Raw genomic sequence first — 23,209 nt, forward strand, 5'->3', positions numbered from 1 at the left:
CCATTCAACGCAAACATGCTTAACTGAATGCTGTTGTTTCGAATAGGGGCTTTTTCTTTAGCAACAAAACTAGTGTTTTCATCCATTAACTTAATACATTTTCTTACCAATGATGCATATGTTGCAGACAATGGCTCAACTTTGATACTCACGTTATATGGCGCTTCTTTTCGCTTCATATCAACATGTAATGGTTGGCCCATTGTGATTTGATGAAATGCTAGTTGTGCGTGATCTATAGTTGGTGCAAATAAAAAGTGATTTCGTTTAATAGTATCTTGCTGCCAACTGTCTTTGTTAGCAGTCAGTGTCCCTGTTTTATATATAACGTCATCTATTTCTTTAGCCCAATAACGACTATTTTCATCAATATAAAGAGACTTGATTTGAAAGAATGGTAGGATTAATCCATCATCATCAGTAATTAGGCTTAACTCTCCTGAGTAAGTATTGTAAAAATCATCATCAGCACTAAAAGTCAATTGACAAGATGTGGCACTGGTAATTTCTGAAGCAGATTTCAGATATCGACCAAAGTGAAGCTTACCTGTGTTATCTCGTATGTCGAATTGAAACTTACTTTTAAGTTCAATAGATTCTGGAACAGTTGATTCTGCATTTACATTTGACGCTAATAAAAGGGAGAAGAGCAAAGTCCTTTTTTTCATGTGATTTCCATTCTAGTTATTTTGGATTTTTGAACTGCTCTAATAGCATTGGACACTTTGATAAAGGATAATAACCTAAACAGACGAACTTGCAACATACCGCTCGGTTGGTTATTATTCAGCTGTTATCAAACCATTGAATTAAGAGCTGTAAAATGAGTGATGCTGAGCAAACCCGTCAAAAGATTTTAGAAGTTTCTGCCGATGAAATTCATCAGCATGGCTTTAAAGCGACTAGCTTGTCTATTATTCTTAACCGATGTGGTATTTCTAAAGGTGCGCTGTATTATCACTTTACCAACAAAATAGAATTAGGTTATGCGGTATTTGAAGAAATATTTGTGCCCGCTTTTCTTGAAACATGGCAACCAGCGCTAGCGGCAGATGATCCTATTGATGGTTTGTGTGAATTCTTTACCTCTATGTGCGAAGAAATGACTTGTAGCGAAGTTGTTTGTGGTTGTCCATTGAATAATCTATGTGAAGAAATGGCGAATGTAGATGAAGGCTTTCGACTGCGTATTTTAGCGATGCAAGAAAAACTCAATCAATTAATTATTGATGCATTAACCGACTTTAAGCCCCAATTAAGAGATGACATTGCCTTTAGCCAAGTCGCCTATTTTATTGTTGCTACTTTTCACGGCTCTACCAGTTTAAGTAAAAGCTCACGAAACAAAGTGTTGTTTGAACAAGTAATCACTGAACTTTGTCTTTATTTACAAAACCTTAAAAAATAATTTGTATCGAAAAAGTTATTCCCACTCATTGATTCTCTGCGCTCATATTCCTATTTAGTATAAATTAAGCTAAAAAACATTTACAAACCAGTTACAAACCAACCGGTCGGTGTTATTATCGCTTTTAATTTAAACCGAGCGGTCGGTTTACAGTAAAAATACGACACAAATTTGTTTTTGCTTTCGTTTAGCAACAACCATTAACTTATTAAATTGGACAATACACCATGCTAAAGCTCATGCAACACTACCATTATATTTTGCTCATCATTATTACATTAGTTATCAATTCGGCACAGGCGAGCAGTCAAGAAATGTCTCCATACATCGTACTTGAAAATACAGGAAATCAACTTTTTGCTCGTATTTCATCAAGCCAATCTGAAATCAATAAATTTCCAGAATATATGAGAGTGATTATTGAAGAAGAGCTAATGCCTTCAATCGACTATAAATATGCCGCGTATAAAATTTTAGGCAAACATTTATCTAAAACCACTAAAGAACAACGCGCCGCCTTTGTTGAGTCAATCAGAAGTTATTTAATTAGAACCTACGCAACAGCACTCACTCAATATAAAAATCAACACGTTATTTTTGAACCACAAAAACCAACAAACGGTAAACGCATTGTCGCTATCAATACTAAAATTATTGACAATGATCGTCCTGACATTGATTTAGTATTTAAAATGCGTCAAAACAAAAAAACAAAACAATGGAAAGCCTTTGACATGGTAGTAGAAGGGATTTCACTTTTAAGCTCTAAACAAGCTGAAATAAGCAGTAGAATAACCAAACAGGGAATAGATCAAGTAACGATAGAGTTAGCATCTATCGCTAAATAGCATCTAGTAGTTTGTCCTTTCAGAAAAACGTAGCTGGATTACCTAAACAGTAATCCAGCGCTAGAATAACCTAACGAACTATTTTCACTCTATAGTTTTTGATTAACAAGGTTACCTCTGAAAACACAGAACCTGTACACTGCTAGTAAACTAAAAAGGATAACAACATTGAATGCTATTACCCCTTTAGACAATACGATCTTCGTTTTTTAAATGTTAACCATTAATTAAAAAATGCACGTAAATACTTGCGCCATAACCTAAAGCAATCGCCCAACTCCATTTAAGGTGACCAATAAACGAATACTTACCTTTAGTTTGTCCCATTAACGCAACGCCTGCTGCAGAGCCAACAGAAAGCAAACTCCCGCCTACTCCTGCAGTCATAGTGACTAAAAGCCATTGTTGAAGGTCCATTACCGGATGCATGCTAAGCACAGCGAAAACAACGGGAATATTATCAATAATTGCAGACAATACACCGACAGCAATATTGGCATACGTTGGGTTCCAATGAGTATATAAAGCTTCGGAAACTAAACTTAAATAGCCCATAAAACCAAGGCCACCCACACACATTACCACCCCATAAAAGAATAATAATGTATCCCATTCGGCACGTGCTATTTTATCAAAAATATCAAAAGGCACGATATTACCTAATCGCTTCAAAGCTTTCTCATCTTGGGTTATTTGAGCTTTAGTCCTTTTTTTGTTTAATGACCGAGGTAAACTTTTTCTTAAATAAAAACCTAAAAACTGTAAATATCCTAAGCCCATCATCATGCCTAATACGGGAGGCATATTGACAAGACTATGAGTAAGCACAGAGGTTGCTATCGTTAGAACAAACAAAAATATGATACGTTTAGCCCCACGTTTAATCACAAAATCATCATCGATGATTGGTGCCGATTTTTCATTAGAAATAAACAAACTCATAATTACCGCAGGCACTAAAAAATTAACGAATGATGGGATAAGTAAAACAAAAAATTGTTCAAATTTTACTAATCCTGCTTGCCATATCATTAAGGTAGTAATATCACCAAAAGGACTAAATACACCACCAGCATTAGAGGCTACAACAATATTAATACAGGCAATATTAATAAACTTTAAATCTTTAGGCGCCACTTTCAGTACAATCGCGCACATCAACATCGCGGTAGTTAAGTTATTGGCAAAGGATGAAATAGCAAAGGCTAAAAACCCCGTTACCCAAAACAAGCTACGTAAGCTTAGTCCCTTAGATATCATCCAAATGCGTAAGCTATCGAATACCCCTCGTTCTTCCATAGCGTTTATATAGGTCATTGCGACCAATAAAAACAGTAGTAACTGAGCATACTCCAGTAAATTATGATTAAACGCTTCTTCTGCCGCTAATGGCATTCCATGTTGTGTATAAACCCAGCCAATAATTAACCAAATAATACCTGCAGCCACTAGCACAGGTTTTGATTTTCTTAAATGAATGAACTCTTCACCGATTACCAATAAATAAGCAATAATAAAAATAGTTAATGATGTTAAGCCGAAAACAGAGCTAGTGAGATCAATCTCCCCAGCTTTAGCAGCCATTACAGGCATTGAGGTTAAAAAAAGTAAGACAGTGGATATGATTTTTTTCAAAATTTTTCTCTGGTAGTTAAATTAATTTTCAAGTTAGTTTGAGAGGAAGTGATAATATTCACTAAAGCATTATTGGCATTATTTCATGTTAGTTAACTACCTAGTTTTAAATAAGCATTTATTAAAGTAGGGGCTTAGCATTCTTAGCAGTTAATTCAGAGAAATTCATTTAAAATCAGCTAAATAATACTAAGGCTCCCTACACTGTATAAATTCAAGAGCTTAAGTTAATTTACAATCTCAGGCTGATGAATCGCACTAAATATCTTGCTAAAAGAAGTTCCCATATCAATTTCTACAGGTAACTTTAATGTTCTTGCTATATCGCTAGAAGATATTACCCCTCGAATATGGTGATGCTTTTTATCCAGTACTAAACAATGTCGAACTCTATGGTTTTGCAAAGCATTTACTACATCTGCCACTGTCGCTTCTTGTAATGCAGCAAAATCAAAAGCATGAAGAGTGTTTCTCGTTAGCATTAAATCACTAACTCGTAACTCACTACGTGCTATGCCTTTACTGATTTCATGGATAATGTTCTGTTCTTGTAACTCATGTGTGCTTATTATTCCTAAAAAATCACCATCTTTAGATATAACAATTTTCATATGAACGTGAGCTTCTCTCATTAACTTAAGGGCATCTACAGCTAAAGTTCTCGCCTCGACCGTTAATGGGTTAAGCTCATGAAAATCGGTAAATATACTTTCAGCAGGTGAATCAAGCGTAATATCGTGCCATTGCTCAGGCGTTACAATTTTGTCTATTTTTTCCAGATCAACTAATGCTAAATTTTTCATCATCATCTCAATTTTATATATTGAGGTATGTTTTAATGTTTTAACTGAGCAGCTATTACTAAATTCTTTTGAGCTTTCATGTTGATGAAGCTAATGATTTTTTGAAAACGTCTACTCAAGTTCATTAAAACTCTACCTTTTTTAAAAGAAATTTTGGCTTGGCAATAAAATAATATTAAATTCAAAATCAATAGTAGCCAAAACAATAAAGGACAAAGGTAAATGTTTTCATGTAAGCGTAAAACTGAGTACTTCAACTACCAACTCAAATTACTGCCACTTTCATAATGATTTAATGAACACGCTTAACATGAAACATTAGATCAAAGGTGGAGCTCGTTGATTGGTATAATCAAGAAATAGATCTTTTAGGTAAAACTTCTCAAAAGAGGGAGCAACTATTGCTAAGCAATTTACTGATATTTGCTGTTTAGCAAGCGATAAATAAAACTGAGGTTCATTATCAAGCTCGTCTTCTAACGATAAATCAAAACTAAATTGAACACCTGACGTCAAACTATTTTTATCAGCAATAAAAGCATTTTGCTCAGCAAAAGAGTGAGTCATTACTATTATTGATAAAGCGGCTAAAAGCCTAAGTATTGATTGGTAATTCATAGTTTTAATTTTAATGTAGGCTATGAAAATAGTAAATTAACTATTAGCAATAAGATATGTCATATTATAATTCAGGATCTGATTTTTACAACTGAGTTCGCAATATCATAAACTAAAGAAGCCGCTGTTAACGCGGGTAGGCTAACTTTAATTGGCTTTATTTAAGTTAAGCTAACTAATCTTCCTCTTCAATAAAATAGTAATGTCCCTTTAAACAATACCAACCAAGGTATATGAGTAAATTTCATCTATTAATGAAATAAAATCAATTTTATTCATCAATCGTTCCGCGTATAAATCACCTTATGTTTTCATTTACACCAACTTGGTAATGATTTCTTCATGACATTTATGATCAATATTACAACAGTGTAAGTGCTCTATTAGCTGACCAAAACTAATTAATCTTGAGAACATTTCGCAGGAATAAAAATTGGTTTACTTTCAACAACAGGATACCTAATCACAATGAGTAAAGATTTTACATTTTCTATTAAAAGCATTTCTTTTGATGAAAACTATCAACCCGCTAACAATACGCGCATCACAACTAATTTTGCAAATTTAGCGAGAGGAACCAGTCGTGGAGATAATCTACGTAGGGCGTTAAAGATGATAGATAATAGCTTTAATGCCCTAGCGCATTGGGATAACCCAAAAGGCGATCGCTACTCTGTAGCGCTCGAAATCATATCTGTTGATATGAAAGTGAAAAACAATGATCAAAGTTTTCCGTCAATAGAAATATTAAAAACCAATATAATTGATCATAAAACTAATAAACGCATTGAAGGTGTTGTCGGCAATAATTTTTCTTCTTATGTACGAGATTACGACTTTAGCGTATTGCTGCACGATCATAACAAAAACCTGTCAAAATTTAGTATTCCAGATAATTTTGGAGAGCTACATGGAAAGCTCTTCCAATATTTTGTTAATTCAAGTAGTTACAGTAAAAACTTTAACAAGCCTCCTGTAATATGCCTAAGTGTTTCTGATAACAAAACGTATCATCGAACTGAAAATCAGCACCCTGTACTAGGCGTTGAATATCAGCCAAATGAATCGTCTTTAACCGAACAATACTTTAAAAAAATGGGCTTGCAGGTTCGCTACTTTATGCCTCCTAATAGTGTTGCCCCTTTGGCTTTTTATTTTTTTGGTGACTTATTAAATGATTACACTAGCCTTGAGTTAATAAGCACAATTAGCACGATGGAAACATTCCAAAAAATATATCGCCCTGAAATTTATAATGCGAATGCGGTTGCAGGAAAGTCTTATCAACCTAACTTAAAGAATGTAGATCATTCATTAACTCAAATTGTTTATGACCGGGAAGAACGAAGCAAGCTAGCTAATGAGCAAGGAAAATTTGCTGAAGAAAACTTTATTAAGCCTTATCAAACAGTACTCGAACATTGGTCGGCCAACTACGCACAATAACGCATTAGCACTTTTACAATACACCGTTAGTTAAAAACACTTAACAAATAAGACAATTTATTATGAATACATTATTACCAACATCAATTGCAGGCAGCTTACCAAAGCCCTCTTGGCTTGCAGAGCCTGAAACTCTATGGTCGCCGTGGAAATTAAAAGGTGAGGAGCTTATTGCTGGCAAACAAGATGCGTTACGGTTGTCACTACAAGATCATCAACAGGCAGGTATAGATATTGTGAGTGATGGTGAGCAAACACGCCAACACTTTGTCACTACTTTTATTGAAAACCTTAACGGTGTTGATTTTGAAAAGCGTAAAACGGTAAAAATTAGAGATCGTTACGAGGCAAGTGTCCCCACAGTAATTGGCCCTGTCTCTTTATCAACGTCTGTGTTTTTAGAAGATGCCAAATTTTTACGACAACAAACCAACCAGCCGATTAAATGGGCTTTACCGGGCCCAATGACGATGATAGATACGCTTTATGATAACCACTATAAAAGTCGAGAAAAACTTGCCTGGGAGTTCGCCAAAATACTTAACCAAGAAGCCAAAGCATTAGAGGCTGCAGGTGTAGACATTATTCAGTTTGATGAGCCAGCATTTAATGTGTTTTTTGATGAAGTTAATGAGTGGGGCATCGCTTGTTTAGAAAGAGCGGCTCAAGGCCTAAAATGTGAGACTGCAGTACATATTTGCTATGGTTATGGCATTAAAGCCAATAACGACTGGAAGAAAACCTTAGGCTCAGAATGGCGACAGTACGAAAAGGCTTTTCCAAAACTACAAGAATCTACTATCGATATCATCTCACTCGAATGCCATAACTCGCATGTACCTATAGAATTACTTGCACTTATTCGTGGAAAAAAAGTTATGGTTGGAGCGATTGATGTGGCGAGTAATACCATTGAAACACCTGAAGAAGTAGCTGAAACCTTGAGAAAAGCTCTGCAATTTGTCGATGCAGATAAACTTTACCCTTGTACTAACTGTGGAATGACTCCCCTATCGCGAAAAGTCGCACAAGGTAAATTAAAGGCATTGAATTTAGGCGCCGACATAGTAAGAAAAGAGTTACTTGCCTAAAGCCACCTGTTTCTCGTATTAATCAAGAAACAAGTAAAACAAGGGGCTGTTGCCCCTTAAGATTTTGTCATATAGCGTAACTTGCACCGTCACACCACACAAACAGCTCACAAACAATATAACAATTATGATCATATGAAAGGGTTAAAGAAAAATTTGCATTAGCATACGCAAACCCGTTAATAGTAATACTATCGCAAACACTTTCTTCAACTTTACAGCATCTAATTTCGCAGCAATCGATACACCTACAGGAGCGAAAAACACCGTTAACGGCACAATACAAATAAAACCAATTAAATTCACTAACCCCAATGTTCCTGCTGGTGCATCACTTGGTGTGCTGCCAATTAATAACATAGTTAATGCTCCAGGCAACGAAATAATTAAACCTATAGCCGAAGCAGTACCAACAGCCTTATGCGCTGGATAGTTGTATAAAGTAAGTAATGGCACAGAAATAGTGCCGCCTCCAATGCCAACCATCGCACTGAAAAAACCTATTGACGTGCCAATAGCCATTTGGCCGGGTTGGTTAGGTAATTGCTGAAATATTGCTGATTTTTTCGTTCTAAACAGCATATTTAACGCAGACAGTGTTGCGATTACGCCAAAAAGCAATGTAAGTAAACTACCGTTAACTCGGGTCACCAGAAAACTTCCAGCTAAAACTCCTATTAAGATAAATATTGACCAACGCTTTAATAGTTCAAAATCTACATTACCTTTGAGATGGTGAGAGCGAATAGAGCTAATAGAGGTTGGCACAATAGTCGCTAAAGAAGTCGCGGTAGCAATTAACATTGCTGACTCTGGTGAAACGCCAAAACTCTGAAATAAAAAAAACAACACAGGAACAATAACAATACCGCCACCTACGCCCAATAATCCGGCTAAAATCCCGGCAAATACACCAGTACCAGCTAATGCTAAAACGGTAGAAAAATTACCCGTTATAAATTCAATGATATTCATTAATAACTTCTTTTATTTTAATGTTTGAAAGCTCACTCACAGCACGAAAGTTCGCATGTTTTATCAGGTAGGTAACTTACAAAGAACACGAATAATCGACCGATTAACTGACCATCGCCTATAACAGTCAATTTAGGAACTATTGGTCTTTAAAAAGTTTTACTACATATAATCAATTAATTTTAAATCTATATGACTCATAAATAAAAGTGATATAATTTCATTAATTAGTGAAAAGTGCTCATAATTAAAGTTGGTGTTAGCAATGTTGGAAAGGATCCATTTAGAAATACTCACTGCAATAAAAGAACATGGAACTTTAACAAAAGCCGCCGATTCTTTATATTTATCTCAATCAGCATTAAGTCATAGTATCAAAAAACTAGAAGGCCAAATAGCTACCCCTATATGGAAAAAAGAAGGCAGAAATTTACGACTAACGGCTGCTGGGGAGCGTATTCAAACATTAGCGAATAGAGTTTTACCTCAATTTACACACACCGAACTTTTATTAAACCAAATTGCGAAAGGTGAAATGGGCTCGTTACGAATAGGTATGGAGTGTCACCCCTGTTATCAATGGCTACTTCGAGTAATACAACCCTATTTAGTTCAATGGCCAGATATCGATATGGATGTGAAGCAGGAATTTCAGTTTGGCGCTTTAGGTGCACTTCTGAGCTATGAAATCGATGTACTTATTACACCAGATCCACTATTTAAGCCTAAAATTGATTATATTCCTGTGTTTGATTACGAGCATAGACTCGTCGTTTCAGAGACTCACAAACTAGCAAAACAAAATGCTGTGCTGCCACAACAATTAAGTGAAGAAGTGTTGCTTAGTTACCCAGTGGAACCACTTAGGCTTGATATATTTAGCCAATTTCTTAACCCTGCAAAATGTTCAGTGAAAAAACATAAATATATTGAAACCACTGAAATAATGTTACAAATGGTAGCGGCAGGTCGTGGAGTTTGCGCTTTGCCAGGATGGCTAGTAGATGAATACTCAAAGTCAATGCCTATTAAAAGTATCCGTTTCGGAGAAAAAGGGATAAATAAGCAAATTTTTATCGGCATTCGCAAAGACGAGCATAAAATTAGTTATTTAAACGACTTTATTACCCAAGCTAAAAATACAAAATAGCTAGCTAAAATCATTTACTGAAACCATTGGCATTGGTAATGATTCATACATTCTCTTTTTCCAACTTCACTAAGCATAGCGTCACCAGCAGAATGCGATAAACTATCATTAATCGGCTTAAACTTATTGAGATCAAGAAATAGATTCAGTATTGAGACATTAAGAATTTTAAAAATTCACAAAAAAGGGTAATAACATTGCAGCTATTACCCTCTATTATATACTCTAAATCAAAGTCAATTAATGATTTTCAGATACCATATTTACTGTATATTTAGGAATTTCAACAACTAAATCTTCGTCAGCTACAATAGATTGGCAGCTTAAGCGAGATTCAGGCTCTAAACCCCATGCTTTATCAAGCATATCTTCTTCAAGCTCATCACCTTCTTCGAGTGAGTCAAAACCTTCTCTGATAATGACGTGGCATGTAGTACAAGCACACACTTTTTCACACGCATGCTCAATATCAATATGGTTTTCTAATGCAATATTTAAAACACTATCGCCAGTGTTTGCTTCTACTACAGCCCCGTCTGGGCATAATTCTTCGTGGGGTAAAAATATAATTTTTGGCATTGTCGATTAAACCTCGTCTACAGAGTGACCGCTTAGAGCGCTACGAATGGACGAGTCCATACGGCGCTCTGCAAAGGTAGCGGTGGCGTCATTTAATATTTCGATGGCCGCTTCAATATCGTCAGCAACATCACTAAGCGCTATTTTTTCTAATGATAAAATAGCATTTTCAATAACTGTAATTTCTTCTTTTGATAACAAGTGGCCGTCGTCAACTAACGCGGCTTGAATCGACTCAATAACACGAGAGGCTTCAACTTGCTGCTCTTTAACCATACGAGCTTGAATATCACCCTTAGCGTTTGTCATAGAATCGACAATCATTTCTGATATTTTCTTATCATCTAAACCAAATGATGGTTTAACTTCAATTCTTGACTCAACACCTGTGGACTTCTCCATTGCGCTAACTTCTAATAAGCCATCAGCATCCACTTTAAAGGTAACGCGAATATGCGCAGCACCAGCGGCCATTGGTGGAATACCGCGAAGCTCAAAACGCGCTAAAGATCGGCAATCTTCAACTAACTCACGTTCACCCTGTAATACATGAACAGCCATAGCTGTTTGACCATCTTTGAAGGTGGTAAATTCTTGTGCTTTAGCCACAGGAATTGTGGTGTTTCTATCTATTACTTTTTCCACTAAACCACCCATGGTTTCTAAACCAAGTGAGAGTGGAATAACATCTAACAGCAGCATATCAGAATCAGGCTTATTGCCAGCCAATATATCAGCTTGAATAGCAGCGCCAATAGCAACAACTTTATCAGGGTCGATTGATGTTAATGGTGTTTTCTTAAAGTGTTTTTCTACTTCACTACGCACTAATGGTGTACGAGTAGAGCCCCCCACCATTACCACTTCGATCACATCATCAACACTAATATCTGCATCTTTTAATGTACGTTTACACGCTCGAAGTGTTTTATTAACTAAAGCGGCAATTAAACGATTAAAAACGTCTTTAGTTAATGTCATCGACCATGGTTTGTCATCAAGTGTTAATTTAATTTCTACACTTTCTTTTACGGACAACTGCTCTTTGGCAATACACGCTTGCTGTGTAAGTTGGCGCTCTAACGATGTTGATAAGGGTCTTGTTAAGTTTGCTTGCTCAACAATATGGTCAACCAAAGCTACATCAAAATCATCACCGCCGAGTGCAGAATCACCACCAGTAGCTAATACTTCAAATACACCTTTGTTTAGTCTTAAAATTGAGATATCAAAAGTACCACCACCTAAATCATAGATAGCAATAACACCTTCTTGTCCAGAATCTAAGCCATATGCAACAGCCGCGGCGGTTGGCTCGTTCAATAGTCGAAGAACATTTAAACCAGCAATTTTTGCCGCATCTTTTGTACTTTGACGTTGTGCATCATCAAAGTGTGCTGGTACTGTAATAACAACACCTGTCAGTTCACCACCTAATGCTTGTTCAGCACGTGTATTCAAACTTTTTAATATTTCGGCAGACACTTGTATCGGATTAATTAAGCCTTGGCGTGTTTGTATTTCAGGATGGTTTTCATCGCCATCAAAAGTATAAGGTAAAGAGGGATATTTGTTTTTAATATCCTTGAGTGAGCGACCAATTAAGCGCTTTGCCGACACAATAGTATTTTCAGCATCACTGACCGCATAAGCTTGCGCTTGTTCGCCCACTAATACATCTGATGTTTGATAACTAACAATAGAAGGAATAATATCCTCGCCTGCTTCATTAGTTAACGTTTGTGCTTCGCCACTTTTTACACTAGCAACTAAAGAGTTTGTGGTACCTAAGTCAATCCCTGCTGCTAATCTATGTTCATGAGGAACAGTACTAAGTCCAGGTTCTGCAATTTGTAATAAGGCCATATTTATATCTTTTGTTTGTTGTTTCTGCTGTTTGCTAGCAAGGAGTTAATCGTCAAATAAAAGTTCTTCTAAGCGTTCGAGTTCTACATGCAATTTTTGGTAAAATTTAAGCTTGCGTAGATCTTCACTCGCTAATTTGTCAGCGTCTTGAGTATTTTCATTTAACTTAAGCTGTAGTGCATTAAATAATAATGAAAACTCACTATCGAGTACTTGATTAACGTCAAAAATAGCAGCATCTTTATCTTCTGAATGCTTAACGTCTTCTAGCATTTCCCGTAATTCCATTTGACGCATCAAAAATTGATTATCGCTAAAAGAGGCTTGTTCGCTGGGCATATCAGTGCCGCGTAATTTCAACATATACTCAGCACGCTTTAAAGGGTTTTTCAATGTTTGATAGGCGTCGTTGATCATCGCCGACTTTTGAACAGCAAGTAACTTTTCTTGATCAGATGAATGAGCAAAGCGATCGGGATGAACAGCTTTTTGCAATGTTTGATAAACCTCTGATAGCTTATTGCTATCTAAAGTAAAGGTGGCTTGTAAACCAAAAACTTGGAAATAATTCAAAACAAACTCGTTTATATCTTTGTATTTAAAACCTAAAAATCGACCAGGTGGCCGACTTTTAATGTGTAAGTTAATTAAACGCTCATTAATCAATAAACGAGCGCTCGCTTAACTACACGACTTGTTTAGATAAAGTTAAACGTTAAAACTTTCACCACAACCACACTCGCCTTTTGCGTTTGGATTGGTAAATTTAAAACCTTCGTTTAACCCATCTTTAACAAAGTCTAATTCGATACCATCAAGGTAAACCAAACTTTTTGCATCGATAATAACGTTGACGTTTTCAATGTTAAACATTTGATCGTCTTCATTTAAATCATCTACAAATTCAAGTACGTAGGCCAAGCCAGAACATCCAGTCGTTTTAATACCTAAGCGTAAACCAAGGCCTTTGCCTCGATTTGCCATAAATGATTGAACACGCTCTGCTGCGGCAGAGGTCATGGTTACTGACATGTTATACTACCTAACCTTGATGTTTACTTTTGTAATCTTCAATTGCTGCTTTAATAGCATCTTCCGCTAAAATTGAGCAATGAATTTTTACGGGTGGTAAAGCTAACTCTTCTGAAATATCAGTGTTTTTAATTGCACCTGCTTCATCAATAGACTTGCCTTTAACCCACTCAGTAACTAACGAGCTTGACGCAATAGCTGAGCCACAACCGTAAGTTTTAAACTTAGCATCTTCGATAATGCCCGTATCTGAAATTTTTAACTGTAATTTCATTACATCGCCACACGCTGGTGCACCAACCATACCAGTTGCTACTTGTGGATCTGCTTTATCAAATGAACCTACGTTGCGTGGATTTTCATAATGATCAATAACTTTTTCTGAATAAGCCATGTTGCTCTCCTCTGGACTATAACGCTCTAGTGAGCAGCCCACTCAATAGAATCTAAATCAATACCGTCTTTAAACATTTCCCAAAGCGGTGACATATCGCGTAAATGACCAATCGATTTTTTAATTAAATCAATGGCAAAATCAATTTCTTCTTCTGTGGTGAAACGGCCAAAACTAAAACGAATTGAACTGTGTGCCATTTCATCATTTAAACCTAATGCACGTAGTACATAAGAAGGCTCTAAACTAGCTGAAGTACAGGCTGAACCAGACGATACAGCTAAGTCTTTAAGTGCCATAATTAACGATTCACCTTCAACGTAGTTAAAACTAACGTTTAGGTTACCTGGATAGCGCTTATCCGCGTCACCGTTAATGTAAACTTCTTCCATTTCATTGATACCGTTCCATAAACGATCTCTCATGGCCGTTACATGTGCTAAATCTTTAGCCATGTCTTGTTTTGCTAAGTGGAATGCTTCACCCATGCCAACAATTTGATGAGTAGGTAATGTACCACTGCGCATACCACGTTCATGACCACCACCATGCATTTGCGCTTCTAAGCGAATGCGAGGCTTACGGCTTACATATAACGCGCCCATGCCTTTAGGACCGTATATTTTGTGCGCTGAAAAAGACATTAAGTCGACTTTCAAGGCTTGCATGTCGATGTGAATTTTACCGGCACTTTGTGCGGCATCAACATGGAAAATAATTTTACGTGCACGACACATTTCGCCGATTTCGTTAATATCTTGAATAACACCAATCTCATTGTTTACGTGCATAATGCTAACAAGAATTGTGTCATCGCGCATTGCCGCTTCAAGCTTATTTAAATCGATTAAACCGTTGCTTTCAGGATCAAGGTAAGTAACTTCGAAGCCTTGACGTTCAAGCTCACGACAAGTATCTAAAACAGCTTTATGCTCTGTTTTAGAGGTAATAATGTGCTTACCTTTTTTATCATAAAAATTAGCTGCGCCTTTAATCGCTAAGTTATTTGACTCAGTTGCACCTGAAGTGAAAACAATTTCACGAGGGTCGGCGTTAATTAAATCGGCAACTTGATTACGAGCAATATCTACCGCTTCTTCTGCTTGCCAGCCGAATTTATGTGAACGCGACGCAGGGTTACCGTAAATGCCATCAGTGGTCATAAACTGAACCATTTTATCAGCCACGCGTTGGTCTACTGGTGTTGTTGCTGAATAATCAAAATATATTGGAAGTTTCATTGATTAGCTCTCTCTAAAAATTTCTATACGCTGGCTATTGCCATTCGTGAATAATGTTTTTGGTTGCAATAACAGTTTGTAAAACATCTGATTGTTTTTTCTGTTTATTGGCGATAATGCCGTCTTGCCTTAAGGACACAGACTTCACTTCTCTTTGTTCAACGAGTTCTGACAAAGAAATACTTTGTAAAAAATCTTCTATGCGATGACTGAGTCCTTCCCATAAATTATGAGTTAAACATTGCTCACCGCCTTGGCAATTTCCTTTTCCTGAACAACGAGTTGCATCAACACTTTCGTTAACTGCGCTAATCACGTCGGCAACAGCAATTTGAGCTGAACACTTACCTAAACGATAACCGCCACCGGGACCACGCACGCTGCTTACTAAACCATGTTTACGTAAGCGAGAAAATAATTGCTCTAAGTAAGATAATGAAATGCCTTGTCGTTCAGAAATGTCTGCTAACGGCACAGGCCCTGATGCTGCGTGAATAGCAACATCTAGCATAGCTGTAACAGCGTAACGACCTTTTGATGTGAGTTTCATTTTCTTACCTGCATTTAACTTAATTTATCCGTTAACTATTCTATAGGGTTATATAAATTAGCGGCGCAATTTTACATAACCCTATAGAATAGTCAATTAAATACCCTAGCAATTTACTCAGGTATTTTAACTCAGAGAAAAAATGAGTCAACTAATACTTGAGTATTTTAGTCAAGTATTAATAATAAATGTTAATTTTAGATAAATTTAAGAGCTAAATTTCAGGGTCGAATGACTCTATAATATCTTCTCGACGTTTAGCTGCAGCTTTTTCGTCTTCAACAAACTCTCCTACCCGTAGTTCTGGTAGAGATTCACTACAAACGTTTCCGCCTAATTGATTAATCTCTTTACACAAGTCTTCGACTTTACTATCCATTAAATGCATATGATCAATCATTCTGCCAATGGCTTTTGCTACCGGATCATCTGTGGCTACTGCATAAGCATCAAAGCCTAATTTTTTCGCCATCGCTTGTCTGTTATCGTCTTTTTCACTAGCTTTACTATTTACAATGCGACCAGGTATGCCAATTACGGTTGCCCCGTCTGGCACATCTTTCACCACAACAGCATTAGAGCCAATACGCGAATTTTCTCCGATCATTAAAGGTCCTAATACTTTTGCACCCGCCCCAATTACCACATTGTTTCCTAAAGTAGGATGACGTTTACCAGCACTCCACGAAGTACCACCTAACGTTACGCTATGATAAATCGTGCAATCGTCGCCTATTTCGGCTGTTTCACCAATAACAATTCCCATACCATGGTCAATAAAGAATCGTCGGCCTAAAGTTGCACCTGGATGAATTTCAACACCGGTAAGCCAGCGAACCAGTGTTGATATTGTTCTTCCTAGCCATTTAAAACCTCGACACCAAAACCACTTAGCCAAACGATGCCCCCAAATAGCATGCATTCCAGGGTAATTAGTTAATACTTCAAATACAGTGCGGGCTGCGGGATCTCTATCAAAGACACTATTAATATCTTCTTTGATACGGCTAAACATGTTGCTTCCTTTTTACTTTCTAAGATTAATCTTTATCTTTGGCGGCTCTTTCTACTGAGGCTAAAATACCGCGCATCATTTTAATTTCTTTAACATCCGGGCGTGCACGATTAAATAAACGGCGTAGCTTAGTCATAATTAATCCAGGATGACTCGGTGTAATAAAACCAGTTTTTTTCATTGCTTGTTCAAAGTGAGCATAAAAACGTTCGGTCTCTTCAACAACAGGGTATTCTTCATCATCAGCTGTTTCATTGACTTTTTTATCCGTATATTGGGCATTTTCTTCAGCAAGAAAACTGGTTCGTACTTCGTAACTTAACGTTTGTACCGCCATCGCTAAATTTAATGAACTATATTCAGGGTTTGCTGGTATTTGTACATGAAAATGACACAACTGCAGCTCTTCGTTACTCAAACCACTGCTTTCACGACCAAAAACAATAGCGACTGGATAATCGTGCGCTTCTTTAATCAGCTTTTCGCCACAACCTCTTGGCTCTAGCATTGGCCAAGGCAGAGTTCGAGAACGTGCACTTGTTCCAACAACTAAACCACAGTCAGTTATTGCTTCTTCTAAAGTGTTAACTACCTTAGCACCATTTAATACATCCGACGCACCTGCTGACAAGGCTTGCGCTTGACCATTAGGTAACTCGATAGGGTCTACTAAAACCAAATCGGTTAACCCCATGGTTTTCATAGCACGAGCGGCTGAGCCAATATTTCTGCAGTCTGAAGTATTAACTAATACTATACGAACACGATCTAATAATGAGCCTGTAACGGTGTTATTTGTATTTTCTGAATTTGTGTCTATTGTTGAACTTGTCATTGTAACTATCTAGATGGCTAAAACTGCTAGCAATATTAACATAGAACAGTAACGAAGTGACGAGAAAAAATCAGCTCATTTACCTTATTTCGCTAGCCGATTTGTGAATTTGATAGTTAAATTGCTTATAAGTGAAAATTCACCCAAGTAAAATTATAATTTTATTATTAAAAATCAATAACTAGCATTACACACAAACATAAAGTTATGAAAATAAGAGGAATAAATTTTTCGCTAATAGCTTATTATTTTATAGTTTGCTATAATCTGCGCCGCTTGATTTTCGTGATTGGCTTTTATCTTGATTAGCTTTTTACTTTACTTCATCTTACTCGATTAAAATGAAGCTATAATTGCAAGCATGTTCTTTGACAATCACATATACACCAAAAATAGGTAGGCTATTATGCATCCAATGTTAAATATTGCTGTGCGCGCTGCACGCGCTGCAGGTAAAGAAATTGTTCGTGCTTTTGAACAACTTGATAAGGTTGAAATACAATTAAAAGGCACTAATGATATTGTTACTAATGTTGATACTGACGCTGAGCATATCATTATCGAGACTATCCGTAAGTCTTACCCTAAACATACTATTATTGGTGAAGAATGTGGTTTGTTAGAAGGTGAAGATAAAGACTATCAGTGGATCATTGATCCTCTTGATGGCACTACTAACTTCATTAAAGGTATTCCTCATTTCTCTGTTTCTATTGCTTTAAAAGTTAAAGGCAAGCTTGATCAAGCTGTTATATATGATCCAATTCGTGGCGAACTTTTCTCGGCAAGCCGTGGTAAAGGTGCTCAATTAAATGGCTTCCGTATACGTGTTAACAAAGCGAAAGAATTAAACAGTTCAGTGTTAGCAACAGGCTTCCCATTTAAACAAAAACAACATACCAACGCTTACATGAATATGTTTCAGTCATTGTTTCTAAAAACAACTGATATGCGTCGTGCGGGATCAGCGGCACTAGATTTAGCTTATGTCGCAGCTGGTCGCGTTGATGGTTTCTTTGAAATTGGTTTAAAACCTTGGGATACCGCAGCAGGTGAATTACTAGTGATTGAATCTGGTGGCCTAGTAACTGATTTTGTTGGTGGACATAACCACGAAAAATCAGGCAACATTGTTGCTGGCAGTAGCTTAATATTAAAAGATATCTTAAAAGATATTCGTCCACATTTAGGTGACGCGCTTTCTAAGTAGTTTATCTATCAATAAAAAGCGCCTCAGGGCGCTTTTTTTGTCTCTATAATTCTTATAAAGAGCTGTTGAACTCACTGACGATTTTTTTCACTCCTCGAATTTATATAACCAAACCTCTCATATAACTAAATGAAATATAAAATCTTAAATTCCTGCTAGGAATGCATAGTAAAAGTAAGATACACTCTTTATATAACGTAAATGAGAGCAAAATCCCCGTGCAACATTCTTTTAAAGATTACATTAAAAACCATAAACAAGACTTTATCTCAGGAGAGGTTGCTCTTATTGGCGCAGGTCCAGGAGATCCTGACTTACTCACCATGCAAGCTTACCGATTTATTCAACAGGCAGAAGTCGTTATTTACGATCGGTTAGTTAGTGATGCCATCATGGCTTTACTTCCTGACAATTGCCAACGGGTTTACGTAGGGAAAAAGCAAGCAGATCATCGTGTTCCACAAGAAGGAATAAATCAGTTGTTAGTCGACCATGCTAAACAAAATAAACGCGTGGTGAGGCTAAAAGGTGGTGACCCTTTAGTTTTTGGTCGCGGTGGTGAAGAAGCACAATACTTATTAGCCAACAAAGTTGCTTGTCATATCGTGCCCGGTATGACCGCAGCTTCAGCGTGCACAAGCTATGTTGGTATTCCCTTAACACACAGAGAAGTAGCACAAAGCTGTACCTTAATTACAGGCCATGTTAAAGATTGTGGAGAATTAGCTCTGCCGTGGCAAACATTAAATGATGCAAAACAAACGGTGGTATTTTACATGGGAGTGAAAAGCTTACCTGTTATTGCCAAACAACTAATCAATGCAGGTCGCAGTCCTTCAACGCCCGCAGCCTTAATCAGAAAAGGAACGCAGCCTGATCAACAAGTATTTCGTGCGCCGTTAAATGAGCTTGAAGAGTTAGTTATTAGTAAAAAAATTACACCGCCAACTCTGATTGTAATTGGCGATGTAGTGAATACTTTTGATGAAAAGCATTTGAAAAACTTAGGTTATTTATCGGCCAGTTAAATGCTTTTCAATAAAAAATAGCTCAATAAAAGATTCAATAAAATAGCGCTTAAGGTAGCCCCCCAAAAGCGCTATTAAATAATTATCTTCTTCTTACTGGCTGATGACCTCTTGAGTTTTCAGCACTTCGTTGACCATCTTTATGCTCAACTTTGTTCGCCTTAGGCTTTTTAGGTTTCTTTTTCTTCATCGGTTTTAAAGCACGTGACGGCGCTAATTCGTTAACAGGTAAAAACTTAGCAATTGGTTTGCGATCGATGATCTGTCCGATTAAACGCTCTACATCACACAATAATTTATGTTCATCCGCGCACACTAACGAAACAGCTTGTCCACTGCTACCTGCACGACCCGTACGTCCTATTCTATGAACATAATCCTCTGGTACATTAGGTAATTCAAAGTTTACTACTTGTGGCAGCAAGTCAATATCAATACCGCGAGCAGCAATATCTGTTGCCACTAATACTTGCACAGAACCATCTTTAAAAGCAGCAAGCGCTTTAGTACGAGCACCTTGACTTTTATTGCCATGAATTGCTGCAGCTTTAAGTCCTTCAGCTTCTAAATGTCGGGTTAATTTATTCGCGCCATGTTTGGTTTTAGTGAATACTAAAACTTGTTGCCAATCATGCTCTTTTATTAAATGAGTGAGTAAAGCGGGTTTACGTTTTTTATCAACAGCAGTGATCCACTGTGTTACTTTTTCAGCTGTGGTATTACGTGGGCTAACAGAGATCTCTATTGGATCATTAACCAACCCTTTACCTAACTCACGTATTTCTTTTGAAAAAGTCGCTGAAAATAACAAGTTCTGGCGCTTTTTAGGTAAGGCTGAAATAATTTTTTTAATATCACGAATAAATCCCATATCTAGCATGCGATCAGCTTCGTCTAAAACAAGCACTTCTAGTTCGGTAAATTTAATGGCGTTTTGGTTATATAAATCAAGTAATCTGCCAGGAGTTGCCACTAAAATATCCACCCCTTTTCGCAAGCGCATCATTTGAGGGTTTATTTTTACCCCGCCATAAACTACTGCAGAGTTTACTTGAGTATACTTGCCATACGTTTCCACACTTTCTAATATTTGTGCGGCTAATTCGCGTGTTGGTGTTAACACCAAAGCACGCGCTTGATTCGCTTTTGCTGGCTGTCCTTTAGCTAATCTATCTAATAAAGGCAGAGTAAAACCCGCCGTTTTTCCTGTTCCAGTTTGCGCAGCAGCCATTACATCACGGCCTTCAACAACGGCAGGAATAGCCTGTTCTTGAATAGGTGAAGGTTTTTCATAGCCTTGTTCGCTAATGGCTTTAAGTAGAGGCTCTGATAAGCCTAATGAAGTAAAACTCATAAAATTATCTCTGTTTCGTTATTTGTACAATGATTTTTATAGCGTTATAGCTATAAAGTGAGTTGTATCAACACAGCAATAATTAAAGGCTGATACCATGAAAGTGCGAGGGCGTGCAGCATACAGGAGTTAACATGTTAGCGCAATCTAAGCCTGATAAACGTAGTTTTTTATCTGACTTTGCAATACCCATTATTTAATTTCAATAACTATCCTTTATCTTTTTTGTATATTTACTTTACATATACAATCCCCTAGAATCTCCCCTGCTTTAACCACAGCATAGCCAATTACTGGTATCTTCCGTGGTCATTATTTATATAAGGATATAAAACATGAATAAAACGCTTAAACTTTCCTCACTTTTTGCTGCATCATTACTTTCGAGTAGTTGTGTATTAGCAGAGCAAGCTCCAAAATGGGATTTTGTACAAGCAACCTATGCGACGATGGAAATGGATGATCTAGACATCATTGATTTAGCTGGTTTTGGCTTAACTGGTTCAAAACTTATTAATGAAAATTTCTTTATTAGCGCAAATTATCAACAACTTTCTGATAGCACTGTCGTTTATAATAGTAAAATTAAACTTGATATGAACATTTTATCTGCAGGTATCGGCTATCGTCATGGTTTATCTTCAAATACAGATGTTTTCGGTATTTTAGCATTTGAACGTGCTGATCTCACCGCTTCATTTAATGGTTACAAGGAAGACGAAGATGATACTGGTTACAGTTTATCCGTTGGTGTACGCTCTATGATTACAGACTCATTTGAACTGAGTGGTTCAGTTGCGTATGTTGATATCGCAGATGAAAGTGAAACTGGACTTTCAGCCAATGCATTCTATCACTTCAATGCTAACTTTTCAGTAGGTGCTGCATACAGTATTGCTGATGACGCTGACACAATAAGTGCTTCAGTACGTTATTCTTTTTAACTAATATCTTTAGTTATCTGCTGTAATAAATGAATTTTTATACCCTTTTATTACAGCAACTTACCTAGTAAACTCCATTAAAGATTCAATAGCAAATAATCAATAACTGACTAAGCTTTTTATCCAGTTTTTTCTTTTTTACTGATAATAAACGCTCTGATCACTAACGCTAATCCGACAAGAAAAAATGGAATACTCAGTAATTGTCCCGTAGAAAAAGTGAGTTCGCTGCTATAAGCTGCTTGCTTAATTTTCACAAACTCAATAGCAAATCTAGCGGTAAAAATTAGCACTAAAAAACTACCTAACAAAGCTCCTGAATAGTCTTTAATTTTCGTCAAACGATAGGCAAGAAACAATACAGCAAAAATGCTTAAGTAAGATAAGGCTTCATACAGTTGTGCTGGGTGTCGAGGTAAGTTATCGATTCTTGAAAAAATAACCGCCCAAGGTACATCGGTTTGAATACCAATGATCTCAGAATTCATGAAATTACCAGTTCGAACAAAAAAACCAAACAAAGCAGTTGATATGGCAAGTCTGTCTAACAGCCACATAAAAGACATTTTATATTTTTTTTGATAAAAATAAGCAGCAATGATAACCCCTAATCCACCGCCATGGCTAGCTAAACCACCTTCCCAAATCGCCAGTATTTTTAAAGGGTTACTTAAATAATAACCTGGATCGTATAACAAACAATGCGCTAACCTTGCGCCAACGACTATGCCAACGACCGCATACATTAATAAGTTATCTAAAGACTCTACATCCATTTTCTCTTGAACATAACACCATTTCAACACTTGCAAACCTGACAAAATGGCAAGGGCAAACAATGCACCGTACCAATGTACAGTAATCGGCCCTAAAGAGAATAAAACCGGATCAGCATTCCAAACAAAAAATTCCACTAAGTTGACTCTCACATTAATAATTAACTAAAGGCGAAATATTATTTTATTGCATTGCGCATAAAATTTATCTTACCAAATAAGGCAAGCAGCTTAATAGGCATCACAACTAAAGTCCATTAATTCTCAGGTGTTAAATCTTATTAACGACAGCAATTTTGTAAGTTAATATTTAAAGATAAAAAGTAACTTCTTTTCTTAAGTTATACCAATTCCAATAATTTTATTCTCACTCAGCGAAACATAATGAACTGGGTATTAAATAAAAAGAGG

25 protein-coding genes are annotated in these 23,209 nt (G+C 36.8%); 8 read left to right on the top strand and 17 right to left on the bottom strand.

Features of this window, described 5'->3' with window-relative positions; translation table 11 throughout:
• On the bottom strand, window positions 1-668 hold a 668-nt coding region (locus AC27G3_RS06675), incomplete at its 3' end, for a hypothetical protein (protein WP_487119983.1).
• A gap of 155 nt (window positions 669-823) precedes the next feature.
• Here AC27G3_RS06675 and AC27G3_RS06680 point away from each other — a divergent pair.
• Both AC27G3_RS06680 and AC27G3_RS06685 read left to right on the top strand, forming a co-directional pair.
• On the top strand, window positions 824-1,408 hold the full coding sequence (locus AC27G3_RS06680; RefSeq protein WP_487119984.1) for a TetR/AcrR family transcriptional regulator: 585 nt from the start codon (window positions 824-826) through the stop codon (window positions 1,406-1,408).
• Between the two features lie 227 nt (window positions 1,409-1,635).
• Window positions 1,636-2,256, top strand: a complete 621-nt coding sequence (locus AC27G3_RS06685; protein ID WP_487119986.1) for an MlaC/ttg2D family ABC transporter substrate-binding protein — start codon at window positions 1,636-1,638, stop codon at window positions 2,254-2,256.
• Window positions 2,257-2,472: 216 nt separating this feature from the next.
• Here the strand turns inward: AC27G3_RS06685 and nhaD are convergent, their stop codons facing one another.
• The 3 genes from nhaD to AC27G3_RS06700 form a co-directional block, all read right to left on the bottom strand.
• Window positions 2,473-3,849, bottom strand: a complete 1,377-nt coding sequence (gene nhaD / locus AC27G3_RS06690) for a sodium:proton antiporter NhaD (protein ID WP_487120402.1) — start codon at window positions 3,847-3,849, stop codon at window positions 2,473-2,475.
• A 269-nt stretch (window positions 3,850-4,118) separates the two neighbouring features.
• Window positions 4,119-4,694, bottom strand: coding sequence for a CBS domain-containing protein (locus AC27G3_RS06695; protein WP_487119988.1), 576 nt, complete (start codon window positions 4,692-4,694; stop codon window positions 4,119-4,121).
• 318 nt (window positions 4,695-5,012) lie between these two features.
• Window positions 5,013-5,261 carry a hypothetical protein gene (locus tag AC27G3_RS06700; protein ID WP_487119990.1) on the bottom strand — a complete coding sequence of 83 codons (249 nt, stop codon included), beginning with the start codon at window positions 5,259-5,261 and terminating at the stop codon, window positions 5,013-5,015.
• 519 nt (window positions 5,262-5,780) lie between these two features.
• Between AC27G3_RS06700 and AC27G3_RS06705 the strand changes: the two genes are divergently transcribed.
• Together AC27G3_RS06705 and AC27G3_RS06710 are read left to right on the top strand one after the other, a co-directional pair.
• The gene (locus AC27G3_RS06705; RefSeq protein ID WP_487119991.1) at window positions 5,781-6,758 is read left to right on the top strand and encodes a DUF1852 domain-containing protein; all 978 of its coding nucleotides are present in this window, start codon (window positions 5,781-5,783) and stop codon (window positions 6,756-6,758) included.
• Window positions 6,759-6,820: 62 nt separating this feature from the next.
• Complete coding sequence (locus tag AC27G3_RS06710; RefSeq protein WP_487119993.1) at window positions 6,821-7,849, top strand: methionine synthase; 1,029 nt, start codon at window positions 6,821-6,823, stop codon at window positions 7,847-7,849.
• A gap of 144 nt (window positions 7,850-7,993) precedes the next feature.
• Here the strand turns inward: AC27G3_RS06710 and AC27G3_RS06715 are convergent, their stop codons facing one another.
• Complete coding sequence (locus AC27G3_RS06715; RefSeq protein ID WP_487119995.1) at window positions 7,994-8,824, bottom strand: sulfite exporter TauE/SafE family protein; 831 nt, start codon at window positions 8,822-8,824, stop codon at window positions 7,994-7,996.
• A 265-nt stretch (window positions 8,825-9,089) separates the two neighbouring features.
• On the opposite strand from AC27G3_RS06715, the gene AC27G3_RS06720 reads away from it, so the two are divergent.
• Window positions 9,090-9,974: a LysR family transcriptional regulator gene (locus AC27G3_RS06720; protein WP_487119997.1), complete on the top strand. Its 885-nt coding sequence runs from the start codon at window positions 9,090-9,092 to the stop codon at window positions 9,972-9,974.
• A 14-nt stretch (window positions 9,975-9,988) separates the two neighbouring features.
• On the opposite strand, the gene AC27G3_RS06725 is transcribed toward AC27G3_RS06720, so the two are convergent.
• The 10 genes from AC27G3_RS06725 to trmJ all read right to left on the bottom strand — a co-directional run bounded on the left by AC27G3_RS06725 (window position 9,989) and on the right by trmJ (window position 17,486).
• A complete protein-coding gene (locus tag AC27G3_RS06725) occupies window positions 9,989-10,150 on the bottom strand; it encodes a diguanylate cyclase domain-containing protein (protein ID WP_487120403.1) in 162 nt (53 codons plus the stop codon).
• A gap of 64 nt (window positions 10,151-10,214) precedes the next feature.
• A complete protein-coding gene (fdx, locus tag AC27G3_RS06730) occupies window positions 10,215-10,553 on the bottom strand; it encodes an ISC system 2Fe-2S type ferredoxin (RefSeq protein ID WP_487119999.1) in 339 nt (112 codons plus the stop codon).
• A gap of 6 nt (window positions 10,554-10,559) precedes the next feature.
• The gene (gene hscA, locus AC27G3_RS06735; protein WP_487120001.1) at window positions 10,560-12,419 is read right to left on the bottom strand and encodes a Fe-S protein assembly chaperone HscA; all 1,860 of its coding nucleotides are present in this window, start codon (window positions 12,417-12,419) and stop codon (window positions 10,560-10,562) included.
• A 45-nt stretch (window positions 12,420-12,464) separates the two neighbouring features.
• On the bottom strand, window positions 12,465-12,992 hold the full coding sequence (gene hscB / locus AC27G3_RS06740) for a co-chaperone HscB (RefSeq protein ID WP_487120002.1): 528 nt from the start codon (window positions 12,990-12,992) through the stop codon (window positions 12,465-12,467).
• A 135-nt stretch (window positions 12,993-13,127) separates the two neighbouring features.
• Window positions 13,128-13,451 carry an iron-sulfur cluster assembly protein IscA gene (gene iscA / locus AC27G3_RS06745; protein ID WP_487120004.1) on the bottom strand — a complete coding sequence of 108 codons (324 nt, stop codon included), beginning with the start codon at window positions 13,449-13,451 and terminating at the stop codon, window positions 13,128-13,130.
• A 10-nt stretch (window positions 13,452-13,461) separates the two neighbouring features.
• Window positions 13,462-13,845 carry a Fe-S cluster assembly scaffold IscU gene (iscU, locus tag AC27G3_RS06750; RefSeq protein ID WP_487120006.1) on the bottom strand — a complete coding sequence of 128 codons (384 nt, stop codon included), beginning with the start codon at window positions 13,843-13,845 and terminating at the stop codon, window positions 13,462-13,464.
• A gap of 26 nt (window positions 13,846-13,871) precedes the next feature.
• Window positions 13,872-15,086, bottom strand: a complete 1,215-nt coding sequence (locus AC27G3_RS06755; RefSeq protein ID WP_487120008.1) for an IscS subfamily cysteine desulfurase — start codon at window positions 15,084-15,086, stop codon at window positions 13,872-13,874.
• 34 nt (window positions 15,087-15,120) lie between these two features.
• Window positions 15,121-15,636, bottom strand: coding sequence for a Fe-S cluster assembly transcriptional regulator IscR (gene iscR, locus AC27G3_RS06760; protein ID WP_487120010.1), 516 nt, complete (start codon window positions 15,634-15,636; stop codon window positions 15,121-15,123).
• A 214-nt stretch (window positions 15,637-15,850) separates the two neighbouring features.
• Window positions 15,851-16,651, bottom strand: a complete 801-nt coding sequence (gene cysE / locus AC27G3_RS06765) for a serine O-acetyltransferase (protein WP_487120012.1) — start codon at window positions 16,649-16,651, stop codon at window positions 15,851-15,853.
• 25 nt (window positions 16,652-16,676) lie between these two features.
• A complete protein-coding gene (gene trmJ, locus AC27G3_RS06770; RefSeq protein WP_487120014.1) occupies window positions 16,677-17,486 on the bottom strand; it encodes a tRNA (cytosine(32)/uridine(32)-2'-O)-methyltransferase TrmJ in 810 nt (269 codons plus the stop codon).
• A gap of 406 nt (window positions 17,487-17,892) precedes the next feature.
• Between trmJ and suhB the strand changes: the two genes are divergently transcribed.
• On the top strand, window positions 17,893-18,696 hold the full coding sequence (gene suhB, locus AC27G3_RS06775) for an inositol-1-monophosphatase (RefSeq protein WP_487120016.1): 804 nt from the start codon (window positions 17,893-17,895) through the stop codon (window positions 18,694-18,696).
• A 218-nt stretch (window positions 18,697-18,914) separates the two neighbouring features.
• On the top strand, window positions 18,915-19,724 hold the full coding sequence (cobA, locus tag AC27G3_RS06780) for a uroporphyrinogen-III C-methyltransferase (protein WP_487120018.1): 810 nt from the start codon (window positions 18,915-18,917) through the stop codon (window positions 19,722-19,724).
• An 82-nt stretch (window positions 19,725-19,806) separates the two neighbouring features.
• Here cobA and AC27G3_RS06785 read toward each other — a convergent pair whose 3' ends face one another.
• Window positions 19,807-21,078: a DEAD/DEAH box helicase gene (locus AC27G3_RS06785; protein ID WP_487120020.1), complete on the bottom strand. Its 1,272-nt coding sequence runs from the start codon at window positions 21,076-21,078 to the stop codon at window positions 19,807-19,809.
• A gap of 335 nt (window positions 21,079-21,413) precedes the next feature.
• Between AC27G3_RS06785 and AC27G3_RS06790 the strand changes: the two genes are divergently transcribed.
• Window positions 21,414-22,022 (top strand): outer membrane beta-barrel protein, encoded by a 609-nt coding sequence (locus AC27G3_RS06790; RefSeq protein WP_487120022.1) that lies wholly within the window; start codon window positions 21,414-21,416, stop codon window positions 22,020-22,022.
• A gap of 119 nt (window positions 22,023-22,141) precedes the next feature.
• On the opposite strand, the gene lgt is transcribed toward AC27G3_RS06790, so the two are convergent.
• On the bottom strand, window positions 22,142-22,936 hold the full coding sequence (gene lgt, locus AC27G3_RS06795; protein WP_487120024.1) for a prolipoprotein diacylglyceryl transferase: 795 nt from the start codon (window positions 22,934-22,936) through the stop codon (window positions 22,142-22,144).
• Window positions 22,937-23,209: the final 273 nt, after the last annotated feature.

The organism is Colwellia sp. SU-HH01217 (genome assembly GCF_057543495.1).